This is a genomic window from Corynebacterium sp. 2571A, from assembly GCF_055700935.1.
Genome location: NZ_JASTTE010000006.1, coordinates 30,178 through 45,599 on the forward strand (window position 1 = coordinate 30,178; position 15,422 = coordinate 45,599).

15 protein-coding genes are annotated in these 15,422 nt (G+C 68.5%); 9 read left to right on the top strand and 6 right to left on the bottom strand.

The genetic code is table 11. The features are described from left to right. The first annotated feature begins 30 nt into the window (after window positions 1–30). From QQS53_RS11470 to QQS53_RS11500, 7 genes are read left to right on the top strand one after another with little or no spacing between them, the layout of a single operon-like run. A complete protein-coding gene (locus QQS53_RS11470; RefSeq protein WP_472775939.1) occupies window positions 31–861 on the top strand; it encodes a hypothetical protein in 831 nt (276 codons plus the stop codon). Between the two features lie 54 nt (window positions 862–915). Then, window positions 916–1,929 (top strand): ABC transporter substrate-binding protein, encoded by a 1,014-nt coding sequence (locus QQS53_RS11475; RefSeq protein ID WP_472775940.1) that lies wholly within the window; start codon window positions 916–918, stop codon window positions 1,927–1,929. A 23-nt stretch (window positions 1,930–1,952) separates the two neighbouring features. Next, entirely contained in the window at window positions 1,953–4,052 is a 2,100-nt protein-coding gene (locus QQS53_RS11480; protein WP_472775941.1) for a hypothetical protein, read from the top strand. Window positions 4,053–4,065: 13 nt separating this feature from the next. Continuing rightward, a complete protein-coding gene (locus QQS53_RS11485) occupies window positions 4,066–5,079 on the top strand; it encodes a hypothetical protein (protein WP_472775942.1) in 1,014 nt (337 codons plus the stop codon). 2 nt (window positions 5,080–5,081) lie between these two features. After that, window positions 5,082–6,089 carry a FecCD family ABC transporter permease gene (locus QQS53_RS11490; RefSeq protein WP_472775943.1) on the top strand — a complete coding sequence of 336 codons (1,008 nt, stop codon included), beginning with the start codon at window positions 5,082–5,084 and terminating at the stop codon, window positions 6,087–6,089. Further along, window positions 6,086–7,123 (top strand): FecCD family ABC transporter permease, encoded by a 1,038-nt coding sequence (locus tag QQS53_RS11495; protein ID WP_472775944.1) that lies wholly within the window; start codon window positions 6,086–6,088, stop codon window positions 7,121–7,123. The genes QQS53_RS11490 and QQS53_RS11495 overlap by 4 nt, the downstream gene beginning before the upstream one ends. A gap of 3 nt (window positions 7,124–7,126) precedes the next feature. Continuing rightward, window positions 7,127–7,912, top strand: coding sequence for an ABC transporter ATP-binding protein (locus tag QQS53_RS11500; RefSeq protein ID WP_472775945.1), 786 nt, complete (start codon window positions 7,127–7,129; stop codon window positions 7,910–7,912). Here the strand turns inward: QQS53_RS11500 and QQS53_RS11505 are convergent. The 3 genes from QQS53_RS11505 to QQS53_RS11515 are packed head-to-tail and all read right to left on the bottom strand — an operon-like array spanning window position 7,909 to window position 11,138. Further along, complete coding sequence (locus QQS53_RS11505; protein WP_472775946.1) at window positions 7,909–9,186, bottom strand: LCP family protein; 1,278 nt, start codon at window positions 9,184–9,186, stop codon at window positions 7,909–7,911. The two genes, QQS53_RS11500 and QQS53_RS11505, sit on opposite strands and share 4 nt — an antisense overlap. A 33-nt stretch (window positions 9,187–9,219) precedes the next feature. Then, window positions 9,220–9,990 carry a CPBP family intramembrane glutamic endopeptidase gene (locus QQS53_RS11510; RefSeq protein WP_472775947.1) on the bottom strand — a complete coding sequence of 257 codons (771 nt, stop codon included), beginning with the start codon at window positions 9,988–9,990 and terminating at the stop codon, window positions 9,220–9,222. Beyond that, on the bottom strand, window positions 9,987–11,138 hold the full coding sequence (locus QQS53_RS11515) for an amidase (RefSeq protein WP_472775948.1): 1,152 nt from the start codon (window positions 11,136–11,138) through the stop codon (window positions 9,987–9,989). Before QQS53_RS11515 ends, QQS53_RS11510 begins: the two co-directional genes overlap by 4 nt. Window positions 11,139–11,171: 33 nt before the next feature. Here QQS53_RS11515 and pheA point away from each other — a divergent pair, with 33 nt between their 5' ends. Next, window positions 11,172–12,077, top strand: a complete 906-nt coding sequence (gene pheA, locus QQS53_RS11520) for a prephenate dehydratase (RefSeq protein ID WP_472775949.1) — start codon at window positions 11,172–11,174, stop codon at window positions 12,075–12,077. Between the two features lie 19 nt (window positions 12,078–12,096). Next, the gene (locus QQS53_RS11525; RefSeq protein WP_472772671.1) at window positions 12,097–12,774 is read left to right on the top strand and encodes a histidine phosphatase family protein; all 678 of its coding nucleotides are present in this window, start codon (window positions 12,097–12,099) and stop codon (window positions 12,772–12,774) included. A gap of 456 nt (window positions 12,775–13,230) precedes the next feature. On the opposite strand, the gene QQS53_RS11530 is transcribed toward QQS53_RS11525, so the two are convergent. The 3 genes from QQS53_RS11530 to QQS53_RS11540 are packed head-to-tail and all read right to left on the bottom strand — an operon-like array spanning window position 13,231 to window position 15,405. Beyond that, window positions 13,231–13,578 (bottom strand): metallopeptidase family protein, encoded by a 348-nt coding sequence (locus QQS53_RS11530; protein WP_472775950.1) that lies wholly within the window; start codon window positions 13,576–13,578, stop codon window positions 13,231–13,233. Between the two features lie 12 nt (window positions 13,579–13,590). Next, window positions 13,591–14,628 (bottom strand): septum formation family protein, encoded by a 1,038-nt coding sequence (locus QQS53_RS11535; protein ID WP_472775951.1) that lies wholly within the window; start codon window positions 14,626–14,628, stop codon window positions 13,591–13,593. A 24-nt stretch (window positions 14,629–14,652) separates the two neighbouring features. Further along, entirely contained in the window at window positions 14,653–15,405 is a 753-nt protein-coding gene (locus QQS53_RS11540; protein ID WP_472775952.1) for a GntR family transcriptional regulator, read from the bottom strand. Window positions 15,406–15,422 lie beyond the last annotated feature (17 nt).

The following is a 15,422-nucleotide window of genomic DNA, read 5'->3' on the forward strand; positions in this document are numbered from 1 at the left end:
TTCCTATTTCGAAAACTCAAGAAGGCACCCATGCTCGCAACAAAGTTGGCTCTTTCACTGCGTTCCACCAAAGCCCTTGCCCTCGCCTCCGCCACCGCAGTAGCGCTTGCCGGCGGCACCGTCGTGGCCGCTCACAATGCCCCGGCTTTCGCCGCAGAGGCCACCACTACCGCGAACGTCGCCAGTAATGCCCCAGCCAAGGCGGAGGCCCCGAAGTACGCGCGCACCTACCGCTTCCCGGACGGCGCCGTCCTGCAGTTCCCGAAGGTATGGGAGAAGGGCCAGCCGCTGCGCCTCCACGGCGAGAACTTTTTCGGCGCGGACGGCAAGACCCCGTCCGTGGCGGCGTTCAAGCTGGACAACGGCGGCGTCGTCCGCACCGACGGCAGCCTGGACGGCATCAAGCCGATTCAGCAGATCACCGTCAAGGGCCTGTGGCAGGTCGTGCGGGCCGACGAGAACGGCAACTTCGACGCCGAAATCGACTTCCCCACCCCAGAGCACACCGATGCCGACCAGTCCACCTGGGCAGTCGGCACCGAGCACAGCATCAATATCCTGACCGGCTCCCTGGTCAAAGGCGACATCGTCCGCGGCTTCACGTTCCTGCGCAAGGTGCCCATCGTCGATCCGGCTGCCGGGCAGCCCACGACGCCGAGCACCCCGCCGGAGCCGGGCACCCCGTCCACTCCGGCCCCGCCGGAGCCGGGCTCGGAAGGCTCCTCCGATGACGTGGCGGTCAAGGTCGTGGCATCGCTGGCGGCAGTGCTAGGGATTAGCGGCGTGCTGGTGGCCATCTTGGGCTTTGCCAAAAACAGCGGGCTGCTGCCCCCGCAGCTTCGCCAGCTCATCGGCTTCTAAGTAGTCGGGCCCCCGCGGCTCCTGGTTTTTACACAAAGTTTGAGGTAGCACAGTATGAAAGAATTCCGCTTTTCGCGCCGCTCGGTGCTGGCCGCCGCGTTGATCGCTGCGAGCAGTGTGGCGCTGGCCTCCTGCGGCGACGACGGCAGCTTCAGTGCCGGCAGCGGCAAAACCCGCACGGTCACCGACGTAGAAGGCACCGCGGTAGAAGTCCCCGACAAGCCGAAGCGCGTGGTCGCGCTCTCGGAACCGACCCTGGACGCCGTCGTGGCGATGGGCATTACCCCGGTCGGCACTATCGCCGGCCGCGGCCAAGAAACAGTGGCGCCATACCTGATGGACAAAGCCGGCGACGTGCCCCTGCTGGGCACGGTCTCCGAGCTGAACTTCGAGGCCATCGGCTCGGTACAGCCGGACCTCATCCTGGTCGACGGCACCTCGGTCAACAACAACCCGCCGGTGGTCGAGGCCCTGCGCAAGATCGCCCCGACCGTCTACACCGGCTACGCCGGCGGCGACTGGCGCGACAACCTAGCGTTGGTCGCCGAAGCGGTGGGGGAGACCAAGAAAGGCGACAAGGTCCGCCAGGACTACGACGACCGCGTGGCCGACATGCGCGCGGAGCTGGAGAAGTACTCGGACAACACGTTTTCCGTTGTCCGCTGGCAGGGCAACGCCGCTGCGCTCATCCTGAAGGAACTGCCGGCCGGCCGCACCCTGTCAGACCTCGGCCTGCGGCGCCCGCCGCAGCAAGACCGCAACGGGCGCGGGCACTCGGAGCCGGTCTCGGCGGAAAACCTGTCTGACATCGATGCCGACTACCTCTTCTTCGGCAGCCTCGGCGGCTCGTCGGTGACCAACCCGAACGCCGGCGGCGAGGCCGACGCCGCGGCCGCCCAGCAGGCCCTGCACGCCGCGGAGGAAACCCCAGGCTTCAAGGACCTCAACGCCTACCAGCAGGACCACATCATCCCCGTCGACGGCGCGGCGTGGACGTCCACCGGCGGCCCATTACTCATCCAGACCATCTTGGACGACATCCAGGCAGCCCTCATCGATAACGCATAAAACCGCAGGATAGGACAGAGCACATGAGCAACCCACGGCGACTACCGGCGCTGTTGCTGGCTGGGGCCCTGGTGGCATCGCCAGCCGTATTCGGGGCGGGCCCGGCGCAGGCGGAAGAAGTAACGGCCACGACGCAGGACACCGCGCCCGCCTCCATCACCTATGACAACGAGGTGGATGCCGGCGAGGATCTGGAAATCTCCGGCACCGGCTGGACCACCAAGGACGGCACGGCCGGATCCCAAATCACCATCAAACTCAAGTACGCGACGAAAGACGGCCGATCCGGCGTATACAAGCGAACCGACGGTATCCTCAAGCACCCGGTGAGTGGAGAAGGCGAGGCCACCATCTGGGCCCTGGTCACCGCGGACAAAGACGGCAGCTTCCGCACCACCATCACGCTGCCGGATAACCTGGAGGTGGGCCAGAAGCTGCAGTTGAGCCTGACCTCGGGCTTGGCAGAAGGCTCGGACGCAAAGCGTTCGCTGGATAGCGCCCCGCTGGTAGTCGGCGGGCAGGAGTGGGTGGAAAACACCGAGTACATCGAGTGCGTGACGGACTCCGACCCGCAGGTCGACGTCGCCGATACCCTCAGCGCCGACGGCACCCTGCACGTCACGGGCAAGGGCTGGTGCAACGGGACAAAGGGCGGCGGTGGCGCCCGGATCGCCATCAAGCTCGATGACGCCAAGTATTCCCGCCTCAACGACGACATCTCCTCCAACCGCACCATCTGGCAGATTGTCGATGCCGACCCCAAGACCGGCGAGTTCGACATCAACTTGGTCTTGCCCGACGGGACCGAGTCGGGCAAAAACGGCTCCACCCCGGCCTTCCCTAAGGGCAACCACATGCTGCGGTTCCTGTCCGGCTCCCTGAAGGATAACGACCCCATCCGTACCTTCCCGCTGCCGGGCAAGACGGACACGAGCTTCGTGGTCGGCGAGTACGCGCCGTCGTCGGCTCCCGCCCCGCTGCACCCGGACGAACTGAGCCCGGCGGCCCGAAACGGCGTCAAGGTGACGAAGACGGGGCGCCAGCTGGCGGTGACCATCCCGTCCGCGCACGAGGGCGACTGGGTCTACGCCTCCACCTATCGGGGCAACGAGACCCGCCTGCCCTGGGGTGCCCAGTGGTTCCAGGCGGACGCCGAGGGCAAGATTTACCTGCCCACCGCGGGCAAGACCTTCCAGGACGGCAAGCTTAAACTGGTGCTGCAAAACGGCAACCAGGGCGCGAAAGATGAGCTGCTGGGCTGGGACTACGTCAGCTTCGAGAAGCTCGGCGTGGGCGATATCAACGGCCTTGCCTCCGAGATCGGCTCCTTGGGCAAAGCCATCGACGGCTTTGACAAGACCGTTTCTGACTCCCTGTCGACCTCGTCTAAGTCCACGCCCACTGCCGCCGCGCCCAAGAGCCCGACGACCACCGCGCCGAAACGCAAGAAGTCCTCCCAGCCGACCGAGATAGTCGAGACCCAGGTAATCGGCGGCGGCGCGAGCCCGGCCAGTGGGGGCGGATTCCGCGCCGGGATGTCGCAGGGCACCGCCGCGAACAACGCCGGTTCCGGCACCGCCCGGGTCGTCCCTAACTCCAACAGCGGCTCCGCCCAGGACAGCGAGCCCCAGGCCACGGACAAGCCGCAGCCGGCGACCACGCCGCGCTCGCCGGTCAAAACCGCCCAGGATCTCAACCAGAAAAACGTCGGCGCCGTGAAGGGCGCGCTGTCGGAGGACATGGTCTTCACCGTGAAATTCGACCGGAAGTCCCCGGGCGATTGGGTCTACGTTTATTCCTTCAACCCGGACAAACAAGACATGGGGTGGGTCCAGCTGGACGGCAATGCCTCCCTGGCTATCGATGCCGCCGAGCTCGGCCCCGGCGACCACAAGTTCGCGTTCGTAGCCGAGGATGGGAAGCTCATCGGCTGGTCCGGCATCTCGCTCGCGGCCGCGGAAGAACAGGTACCGGAAGACGTCGACACCACCGCGGTGGCGGCTGCACGTCCGCTCATGAACCAGACCGATTGGGCGCTCATCATCGGGGCGGTGGCCCTCGTGCAGGTCTTTGCCATCGGTATCTTTGCCCACCGCGCCAAGCGGAACAACTTCGGTAGATAGGAAAGCTCCAACAATGATGCATAAGAACTTAGGCCGCGTGCTGGCCGCCGGATTCGTCCTCGCCATCAGCGGCGCACCGCAGGCGACGGCCCTGCCCCCGGGCGGGGCGGCCACCTCTAACACTCCGGGTACGAGCTCCTCGGTGTCTCCCACCGAGCTCAAAGCCTGCGAGACCATCTACTGGGAGGTTACCGGCTTCGCCCCGAACGAGCAGGTCAACGTCAAAGTCGACGATGGCGCAGTGTCCGGCGGGGACGCCTCCGTCCAGGGCCAGGGCGTGCTGTCCACGGCCATGGCCGACGGCTCCGGCACGGCCTCCAACTCCTTCGAGGTCCCCTGCGACCTGGAGGTCGGCCCTCACTCCCTCCGATTCTTGGCCACCGCGGTTATCAACGAGGACAAGGGTGAGACCAAGGGTTATACCAACCGGAGCCAGGACTTCTACATCGTCGCCGACGGTGATTCCGCCGCTGATACGGGCGCCGGCTCCGGTTCTGGTTCCGGCGGGAACGAATCCGGCGGGTCCGGCTCGGCTTCCGGCGGCGGTAACGCAGGCGGCGGCGCGGTCATCGGCGGCGGCTCGGACGACGTTGGCGGGCAGGTCACCCGCCGCACCGTGGTCCGGCAGAACGGTGCCGGCGGCGCCAATGACTCGGGCCGCGGCTCTGGCGGCTCTGGCGGCTCTGCCGGTTCCCGCTCTGCCGGCGGCGCGCAGGCGGGCAATTCCGCCAAGTCGGCTAAGAACAAGTCGAACGGTTCCAAGCCGAAAAGCTCCAACGACATCTTGAAGGCCAGCGGCGGGGCGGCCGAGGGCGACGATGCCACCTACGCGGACGACGGCACCGTGCTGGCCGCCAACCAGTCCGCCAACGGCGCGCCGGTGGTGGGCCTGAGCGTGGGCGGGGCCATCCTCATCGTCGGCCTGGCCGCGGTGGCGGCCTACCTCTACGTCAACGGCGGCCGCCGGGACGCCGCGGGGCCGACGGTCAGCGACGACACCCAGCAGATCAACCGGGTGCAACGCTAGCGGTGAAGACACATACTCGCCGGCGGCGGGTTGCTAAAGTCCTCGCCACGGCTGTCTTTTTGGCGCTAGTCCTGGCGATTTCTTTGGGAATAGGGTCGAACCCGCTGCCGCTTTCCGACGTCCTCGACGCCCTGGCCCACCCCGCCACCGGGTCGGCCGCACCCATCGTGGTGGGGCAGCGCCTGCCGCGCCTCATACTGGTCGCGCTGGTGGGGGCGGGCCTGGCGGTGGCCGGGGCTCTCATGCAGGCGCTGACGCGCAACCCGCTGGCTGACCCGGGGATCCTGGGGGTCAACGCGGGGGCATCGTTGGCCGTGGTGGCCGCGGTGGCGGTGGCCGGGGTGACCAGCATTTGGTTCTACCTGTGGTTCGCGCTGGCCGGCGCGGCGCTAGCGTCCGTGGCCGTGTATCTGCTGGGCGGGGTGGCGGCCGCCCGTGATAACGCCGCCCGCCTGGTACTGGCCGGTGTGGCGCTGTCGATGGCGGTCAACGCCTTCGTGCAGGTAGTGCTCATGACCGACCAGCAGGTCTTCAACGAGTTTCGGTTCTGGTCCGCCGGGTCGCTAGAATCCCGCGGGTTCAGCGTCATCGCGGCGGTCGCGCCGTTCATCGTGGTCGGCCTGCTCGTGGCGGGCGCCTGCGCCTCGGGCCTGAATGCGCTCGCGCTTGGCGATGCCACCGGCGCCGCCCTCGGCGTCAACCTCCGGCGCCTGCGCGCCCTCGTGCTGCTGGCGATTACCCTGCTGGCCGGCGCCGCGACCGCGGCGGTCGGGCCCGTGATGTTTATCGGGCTGGGCGTGCCCTACCTCGCGCGCGCCCTGACGGGGCCGGATCTGCGCTGGACGGTTCCCGTCTGCGCGCTGGCCGGGCCGCTGATGCTGATAGCGGCCGACCTCTTCGCCCGGGTTATCGTCGCGCCGCAGGAGATCCAGACCGGGATCGTAACGGCTTTGTTTGGCGGGCCCATCTTCATTGCCATCATCCGCTCCCGCGGGGTGAAATCGCTATGAGCAGGCCACGCTATTGGCGGCTCGCGCGCGGGCCGGTGCAGCAACGCGTGCACGCGCGCAGCGTCGTCTTCGTCCTTTCCACCAGCGCGGTCGCGGCCATAGTCGCGGTGGTGGCCCTGTCGCTGGGCGATTACCACCTCTCCTTCGCGGAGACGGCCCAGGCGCTGGTCGGGGCCGGCGGCGACCCGCTCGCCCAGTACTTCGTGCAGGACCTGCGGCTGCCGCGGGTGGCCGCGGCGCTGTTGGTCGGGGCGTGCCTGGGTATCTCCGGCGCTATCTTCCAGGCCCTGACGGGCAACCCGCTGGGCAGCCCGGACATCACGGGCTTTACCGTGGGCGCGGCGTTCGGGGCGGTGACCCAGATTCTGCTCTTTAACGGCGGCCCGCTGGCCATCGGCCTGGGCGCGCTGGTGGGCGGCGGAGTCACTGGCGCGGCGGTGCTCTACCTCTGCCGCTCCACCGGCCTGCAGGGCACCACCTTCGTCCTCGTCGGGCTGGGGGTTTCGTTTATCCTCCAGGCGCTGAATTCTTTGCTGCTGGTCAAGGCGGAGCTGCCCGCCGCGCAGACGGCGGCGCAGTGGCTCGCCGGCTCGCTGAACGCGACGTCGTGGCCGCAGGCCGGCTTCCTTGTGGTCGCGGTGCTGGTAGCCGCCCCGCTGGTGGCCTTGCGGGCGCGCGAGCTTTCTGCCCTCATCGCCGGCGACGATATCTCTGCCGGACTGGGCATCGAGGTCGTTGTCTGCCGGCGGCAGCTGCTGGTTTTGGCGATAGGCCTGTGCGCGGTCAGCGTCGCCGTCGCCGGGCCGGTCGGCTTCGTGGCCCTGGCGGCCCCGCAGCTGGCGCGGCGCCTGGCGCACAGCCCGGGCGCGGCGGTCGGCTCGGCGGCGGTGCTGGGCGCGGCGCTGGTTCTCGTCTCCGACGTCGTGGCCCAGCGCATCATCGCCCCGGCCCAGCTGCCCGTGGGCGTGGTCACCGGCGTGGTCGGCGGCCTGTACCTGTTGTGGATTCTGTTCCGGGAATGGAAAGGACACTAAACGGTGGATTTCTCCCCCTGCCGCCTGCGCGCGGACAAGATTACCGTCGCCTACGGCGACCGGCCCATCATCCGAGACGTCAGCGTCGATATCCCCGACGGGGAGTTCACCGTCATCGTCGGCCCGAACGCCTGCGGCAAGTCCACGCTGCTCAAGGTCCTGGCGCGCCTGCTCATCCCCCAAGCCGGGGCGGTCCTGCTGGACGGGCGACCCATCCGCGCTTACGCCTCCAAGCAGGTCGCCCGCCGGCTGAGCCTCCTGCCGCAGTCGCCGACGGCCCCGGACAGTATCGTGGTCGAGGACCTGGTCGCCCGCGGGCGCTACCCGCACCAGGGCCTGCTCAAGCAGTGGACGCCGGCGGATGACGCGGCCGTCGATGCCGCCCTTACCCAGGCCAACGTCAGCCACCTGCGCCACCGTCAGGTCGCGGACCTCTCCGGCGGGCAGCGCCAGCGGGTCTGGCTGGCGCTGGTCTTAGCCCAGCAGGCCCCCATTGTGCTGCTGGACGAGCCGACCACGTATCTGGATATCACCCACCAGGTGGAGGTGCTCAACCTGGCGCGGGATCTCTACCAGTCCGGCTCGACGGTGGTGGCGGTGCTGCACGAGCTGACCCTGGCGTTTCGCTACGCCAGCCACCTCATCGTGATGAAGGACGGTGCCGTGGTGGCCAGCGGGCCGGTAGGCGAGGTCGTGACGGAAGCGTTGCTGCGCGAGGTCTACGGCATCGACTGCGATATCCTGGCCGACCCGAAAAGCGGGCGGCCGATTGTCATCCCGCGGGGCTAGCGCAGCGAGTCGAAGAGCTGCTGGGCCTGCGCGTCGTCCCACAGGACCACGTTGCCGACCTCGGTGTCCATGAAGCCGCCGATGGGGATGGTCTGGGTCTCCACACCGGTGCCCATGGCCAGCGCCACGCGGGCCAGGTGCCAGACGTGCTCGTCCTCGCCCACGATGAACGACGAGGCCGTGTGGTTGACCAGCGAGACCGCCCTGAACGGGTTGATCAGCGTGGCCGGCGAGGTGATCTTGTCCAGCAGCGCGGCGAAGAACTCGCGCTGGCGGGCCACACGATCCAGGTCGCCCATGGCCGTGGCGCGGGTGCGCACGTAGCCCAGGGCGGTCGGGCCGTCGAGCTTCTGGCAGCCGGGCTGGACGTCCAGGTTGGCCAGCGGGTCGTTGATGGGCTCGGCCACGCAGATGTCCACGCCGCCGACGGAGTCGACCACGTTGGCCAGCCCGCCCATGCCGATTTCGGCGTAGTGGTCGATGTGCAGGCCCGTGGCGCCCTCGACGGTTTCGGTCAGCAGCTGCGGGCCGCCGTAGGTGAAGGCGGCGTTGACCTTGTCCTGGCCGAAGCCCGGCACGGAGACGTAGGAGTCGCGCGGGATGGATAACAGCTGCGCCTTCCCGCTGGACGGGATGTGCAGCAGCATGATGGTGTCCGTGCGGCCCACGCCGACGTCGCCGCCGGTGCCCAGCTCCGCCTGCTGTTCCTCGGTGAGGCCTTGGCGCGAGTCCGAGCCGACCAGCAGCCAATTGGTGCCGGCGGTCTTGGCCACCTGCTGGGCCGGCATGGCTTCCACGCGGGTCAGGCGCGTGTCGGCCCAGAGCATCAGCACCAGGCTGGCGACGACCACGATGGCCAGCACCCAGCCGGCGCAGCCCAGGCAGCCTTTGACCGGGCTGGTGCGCTTGCGGCGCCGGTGCGGACGATGCCCCTCCGGCGGCGCCGGCACCCGGTAGCGGCGCGGGGCCTCCGGCTGCGGCGGGTAGTCCTGGCGGTGTTCCTGGCGGTACTGCTGCTGGTAGTGCGGCTGCGCGTAGGCCGGCAGCGGCGCCTGCCTCGGCGGCTGTTGCTGCGGCTGTGCCGGGGGAACCTGCCGCGGCGGCGTTTGCCGCGGCGGGGTAGCGCGCTGCTGGTCACCAGAGCGCGAGCCCGCGGGCCGCTTGCGGATGGGCCGGCCGTAGCGGTCTTTCAGGATGCGACCGTCCGCCCCGCGCACGAAGTCATCGCCGGCGCGGCGGGATTCCCGGTCATGGTCGCGTCCTGAATAATTCATGCGCTATAGCCTACAAGGCGCCCGCGCGCAGACCTAGCCCAACAAACCGAAAAGCGACGGATCCCCGAGCAGGGAGTAGCCGATAAACGCCACGGCATCGATGAGAAAATGCGCGATAACAAGGGGCGCGACCCGGCCGGTGCGGTGGTAGTAGTAGCCGAAGACCACGCCCATGACCAGGTTGCCGAACCCGGCGGAAATTCCCTGGTAGAGGTGGTAGGAGCCGCGCAGAATAGAAGTCGCGGCCAGCACGGCGGGCAGCTTCCAGCCCAGCTGTTTCAGCCGGGTCATCAACCAGGCCACCACGACGGTTTCCTCGCCGAAGGCGTTGGCCGCCGACCACAGCAGCAGCACCGGTGCCTCCACCAGCGGGTGGGAAAACTCCGCGGGAACGACCACCTTGGACAGCCCGAGGTGCACCGCCGCGACGTACAGGGCCAGCCCCGGCAGGCCAATCAACGCGGCCAGCCCCACCCCGCGCAGGCTGTCCCCGCCCGCGCTCACCGATGCCCGTCGCACCGGCGCCGGTCCCACCCGCAGCAGGTAGAGCGCCAAGGCGCCGTAGGCAAAGAGCACGCCGGCCGAGCACAGCTGCAGGCCGACGTCCAGCCACGCGATGGCGGACTGGGAGGAATTCAGCGTCACCGACTGCTCGGAAAGGGGCGCCGGATCCAGCAGCGAATCCACCAGGCGCAGCAGCGAGCGCACGCCGGAGACACCAAACGACAGCGACAGGACGATGATGACCTCGGCCACCAGCGCGCGCCTGGCGGTGACCGCGGGCGTCAGGGCTGCCGGCCTCATGCGTGGAGGAGGTGGGCTAGGGCGAGGAGTTCGGCATCGGCGAGCGTGATGCCGCCCAGCTGCACACCGACGGGCGGGTGGTCGGGCACCTCCCAGGGCAGGCTAATCGCCGGCAGGTGCGCGACGTTGAACAGCGAACCCCACGGCGACCAGCGGGTCTGCTCCGCGAAATTCTCCGCGTGCGGCAGGCGGTTAAACGCGCCGATGCGCGGCGGATCGAAGGCCAGCATGGGCGTGAGCAGGGCATCGACAGCCCAGTAGCCGGACAAAACCTGCGGCAGCTGGGCGGCGTGGCGGTGGGCGCTGTCGACCTCCGCGTCGCTGAAGCCGCGCCCCAGCTGGCGGACCCACTCGGCGTAGCCCTCCTGCGGGCCCAGGCCCGACATCCGGGAGGAGAAGATGCGGGTGAAGGCGGCGAAGGTCTCTTCCGAATGCGGGTAGGGCGAGACTTCGATGACCTCAAATCCGGCCGCCTTGAGCGCCGCGGCGGCCTCCCCGACGGCGCGCAGGATGTGGTCGGCCACCCGCACGCCGGCGAACAGCGGCTGGGTCAGCACGCCGATGCGCCACCGGCCGGGCTTTTTCAGCGGCAGGTCGTGCAGCAGGGCGGTATCGGCGACCGAACGGGTGATAAACCCGGGCACGCCCAGCTCCGTGCCGGACTGCTTGAAGCCGACGACCCCGCACGCGGCGGCCGGCACGCGGATAGACCCGCCGCCGTCGCTGGCCTGGGCCGCGCGCACCAGCCCGCGGGCGACCTGGATGGCCGCCCCGCCGGAGGACCCTCCCGGGGTGCAGCCGGGGTAGCGAGGGTTGTCCGGGTGCGGCAGGTCCACCGGCTCCGTATCCACGCGCAGGCCCAGCTCGGGGGCGGCGGACTTGCCCACGATGTCGGCGCCGGCCGCTTCCAGCTCCGCGATGAAGGGATCGGTCTCGGTGGCCAGGTAGGTGCGCTTCGCCGAGCCCAGTGTGGTGGGCATCCCGGCCACGTCGTTGAGATCCTTCGCGCTGAGCACCCAGCCGCTCAACCGGCCGGGCCGCGGCGGGCCGGGGTGGGCCAGCCGCTCGTGGTCGATAAAGCTGAAGCCGTGCTCGCGGGGGCCGAGCCCGGCCAAATCCGCGGCCAATTGCGCGTGGGAGAATTCCATAGGTCTACAGCCTAACCGGCTAGGCTAGAGCGCATGACGATGAAGGTTGCATTCCTAGGCCCGGCGGGTACCTTTACCGAGGCCGCGCTGGGCGAGCTTACGGCCGGCAGCGACGTCGAGCCCGTCGCCGTCGATTCCCCGCACGCCGCCTGCGCCCTCGTGCGCGCCGGCGGGGCCGAGCGCGCCTGCGTGGCCATCGAGAACTCCGTGGACGGCGCGGTGACCGCGACCTTCGACGCCGTCGTCGAGGGCTCCCCGCTGCAAATCTACCGCGAGGTCGACATCCCGGTGGTCTTTTCCATCGTCACCCGCCCCGGGGTGGAGCTGGCCGCGTGCCGCACGTTCAGCACCCACCCGGTGGCCTACCAGCAGGTGCGCGGCTGGCTGCGCGAGAACCTGCCGGGCGCGGACTTTCAGCCCGCGAGCTCGAACGCCGCGGCGGCGCAGGCCGTGGCCGCCGGCGACGTCGACTGCGCGGCCGTGCCCGCCCGGGCCGCCGAGCTTTTCGGCCTGCACACCCACGCCGCCGGGGTCGCGGACGTTTCCGGGGCCGCTACCCGCTTCGTGCTGGTCGGCCCGCCGGGGCGGCCGGCCCCGCGCACCGGGTGTGACCGGACCAGCGTCATTTTCACCCTGCCCAACCAGCCCGGCACCCTGGTCGGCGCCCTGCAGGAGTTCGCGCACCGCGGGGTGGACATGACGCGCATCGAGTCGCGGCCGACCCGCCGGAAGATGGGCACCTACCGCTTCTACGTGGACCTGTACGGCCACATCGACGACCGCCCCGTCGCCGAGGCCCTGCGCGCGCTGTGGTTGCGCTGCGAGGAGATCGTCTTCCTCGGTTCCTGGCCCGCCGGGCAGGCCGATGCCCCCGCGCCCACGATGCCGGATCTCGCCGCCGCCGATGCCTGGGTCCGCGCCCTGCAAACCGGCGAATAAGACCCTAAAGTAGGCAGGTATGAGCGGTAGAATCATCCTGCTTCGGCACGGCCAGACCTTATCTAATATCAACCGGCGCCTCGACACCCGCCCGCCGGGCGCGGAGCTGTCCGAACGTGGCCGCTACCAGGCCCAGGACGTCGGCCGGGAGCTGGCGGGCATCGTCGGCGCGGAGCGCCTGGGCCCGGTGTTTTGCTCCGTGGCGCTGCGCGCCCAGCAGACCGCGCAGCTGGCTATGCGCGCCTTCGAGGTGGAGGCCGGCCTGCCCGAGTTCTCCGTCGCCGTGGACGTGGTGCCCGGCCTGCACGAGATTTTCGTCGGCGACTTTGAAATGGACAACAGCGAGGACGCCCACCGCAGCTTCCAGGTCGCCCTGCGCGGCTGGATCGACGGCGATCCCGCGGCCTGCCTGCCCAGCGGCGAGACCTACCCCGACGTCGACGGCCGCTACCGCCCGGTCCTCGAAGCCCTGGCCGCCCAGCTTGCCGATGCCGAATCCGCAGGCGCCGACAAAGACGCCATCGTCGTCTCCCACGGCGCGGCCATCCGCGTGATGACCCGGCACGCCGCCGGCATCGATGCCGATTTCGCCTTCACCGGCTACCTGCCGAACTGCCGCTACACCGTCCTCGAGCCGCGCGGCGAGGACTTCGGCCACTGGACCGCCACCCAGTGGGCGGACACCGACCTAACCTAGGAAATGTGCTGCAAAGAATTTATTATCTCATTCCCCCTGGTCGCCCTAGCATGCACTGCTGCCGTCGCCCCCTCGGGTTCGGCAGCTCCCGACGTCCATGAAACGAGCAACAACTCGGGTGGCCACGCCGAGAACCGAAACTTCGGCGACTCCCTGTTCCGTAGGTGCCTCATGGGCAAATTTCCCGCTCAATCGAGACATGAAGGAAGGATCCAAAGTCTGCGGACGCGTGCATGTAGAAGGCCAATGGTCTAATCGAGCTTGTGTCAACATTCACTCTTAACATGCTCCAGAAAGGAGTTCTGCAATGGCGTTAGTGATGATTGCACTGGGATGGGTCGTAGGCCTAGGCATCCCCGCGTGGTTCATGTGGGAAATTAAGAAGGCCCAGCCAGGAAAGAAGGAATCCGCTCCGCAGAATCAGCCTGACCAAGAGAGCAATTCCTCGCCGAATAGCTAGCCCCAGCCGAGGCGGTGGAGGTCGTCCTCCTCGATACCGAAATAGTGGCCCAGTTCGTGGAAAACGGTGACTTCCACCTCGTGGGCTAGCTCTTCCTCGCTGTGGCAGTAGTCCTGGAGCGCGCCGCGGTAGATGAAGATGGCGTCCGGCAGGAAGCCGGTGTGGTCGTGGGTGCGCTCGGTCAGGGCCACACCCTCGTAGAGGCCCAGGGTATAAGGGTCGTCCTCGTGGTAGTCGCGCACGAGGATGACCAGGTTGCGCATGCGACGCGCGAATTCCTCGGGGATTTTATCTAGCGCGTCGTCGACTAGCTCGTCGAAGCGCTCCTCGCTGACGGCGTACATCTTTTGCTGCTTTTACTGGGCCGGCGCGGGGGCGGCGGCGTCCTCGCGGCGCGGGTTGCGCTTGGGCTGTTCCTTGGGCGGCTGGCCATCGATGAGCATGGCGTCGCGGCCGTCGCGGGCGGAGCCGGTGATCTCCGAGAAGCCGGCCTGGTCATTGGGGTGCATCAGCGCGCAGTTGACCGAGGAAGTTCCGCCGTTCCAGGAGGCCTCCGAGATGGAGCCCCAGTACGGCTGCAGCGTGGACTGGTAGAGCGCCTCCTCGCTACCCAGGTACTCGATGGCGGCATCGGTGCAGGTCTTTTCGAGGAAGCTGTTCTGGTCCTCGTCGGCGGGGTAGGAGTCCGGGAACTCGGCCGACAGGTCCACGATTTGGGTGGTCTCCAGCTGGTGCGGATCCGCGCAATCGACGGTGTGCAGCACCTGGTTGTCGTCGATGTAGCGGCACTCGCCCGGCTTGGCGATGTTGGCCTGATCGACCTCGGCGACCTTGCCCTTGGTCTCCAGCGGGGTGCCCCGCTCGTCGGTGGTCTGCAGGCCGCAGAGCATGGTGCGGTCGCCGTCGTCCCACGCGGCCTTCGGCGGCAGGATGGGGGCGATGGAAAAACGCCCGGACGGGTCGTACTGGCCGTCTAGGTACTGCAGCACGGCGCCGTGGCAGAGCTCCTCGCGCAACTTGGCCTGGCGCTCGATGTCGGGGCGCGGGGCCGACTCGCCGAACTCGCTGGTGGGGTAGATGCTCAGGTCCTCGCGGGAGGCGACCTCGAAGCGGTGCTCGTCGCCGCAGTCGGTCTGCTCGAAGTTGGTGACCTCGCCGGAGCCGCTGAAGTCCCACGTCACGCAGGAGCCCTTGTCGGCGGTGGTAAAAGTTGGGGCGGGTCCTTCGGTTTCGGAGCCGGCCTCGCCGCCGGTCCCGCCGTTGCCGGCCTGGGTCGTAGAGTCCTGGGAATTGCTCACGACCTCGTAGGAGCCCACGAAAACCGCCGCGATGAGCGCAGCACACAGCGCAATCTGGATGGCGGCGGCGGAACGCCAAGTCTTCACAGTGCTCATAAGGATTGCCAGTTTACCTTCCCGTTAAGGTTCGAGCGCACGGACCACGCGGGTGGTCAGCCGATAGCGGTCGGTGCGGTAGACCGAGGAACACCACTCGACGGGCTTATCCCGCGAGCGCGAATGCCGGATGATGTGCAGCAGCGGGGTGCCGGGATCGACTTCGAGGAGGTCGGCGACCTCGGCATCGGCAGCGATGGCGGTGACGGTCTGGTCGGCCTCGGTGATGGGGACGTCGAAGTCGGTGTCGAGGATGTTGTAGACGGAGTTATAGACGTCGTTTTCTAGCAGGTTGGGCACGTAGGCCGCGTTGTACCAGCCGTCGTCGATGGAATAGGGCTCGCCGTCGCCCAGCCGCAGGCGGCGCAGGTGGGTGTGCGGCACGTTTGTTTCGGTGCCGAAGAACTTGGCGACCTCCTCGGGGGCGGCGGTGCGCCCGGACAAAAGAATCTTCGACGAGGCCGTCACGTCCTGGGCGCCCATCTCGTCGGAAAAGGACGCCAGGTGCAGCCGGGAGACCAGCGGGTTGGGGGCGACGAAGGTGCCCTTGCCGCGCACGCGGCGCAGCCGGCCGGCGGCCACCAGGTCGCCGATGGCGCGCCGCACCGTAATGCGGGAGACGCCGTAGGTCTCCTCGAGCAGGCGTTCGCCGGGGAGCAAATCCCCCGGTTTCAGCGTGGTCCGGCAGACCTCGTCCAGGATGTCGCGCAGCTGCGCGTGCTTGGGGATGGGCCCGTCCACGATGTCCCGCGGCGGCAGGTGCGGATGGCTGGTCATAATCCCCATGGTAGGGC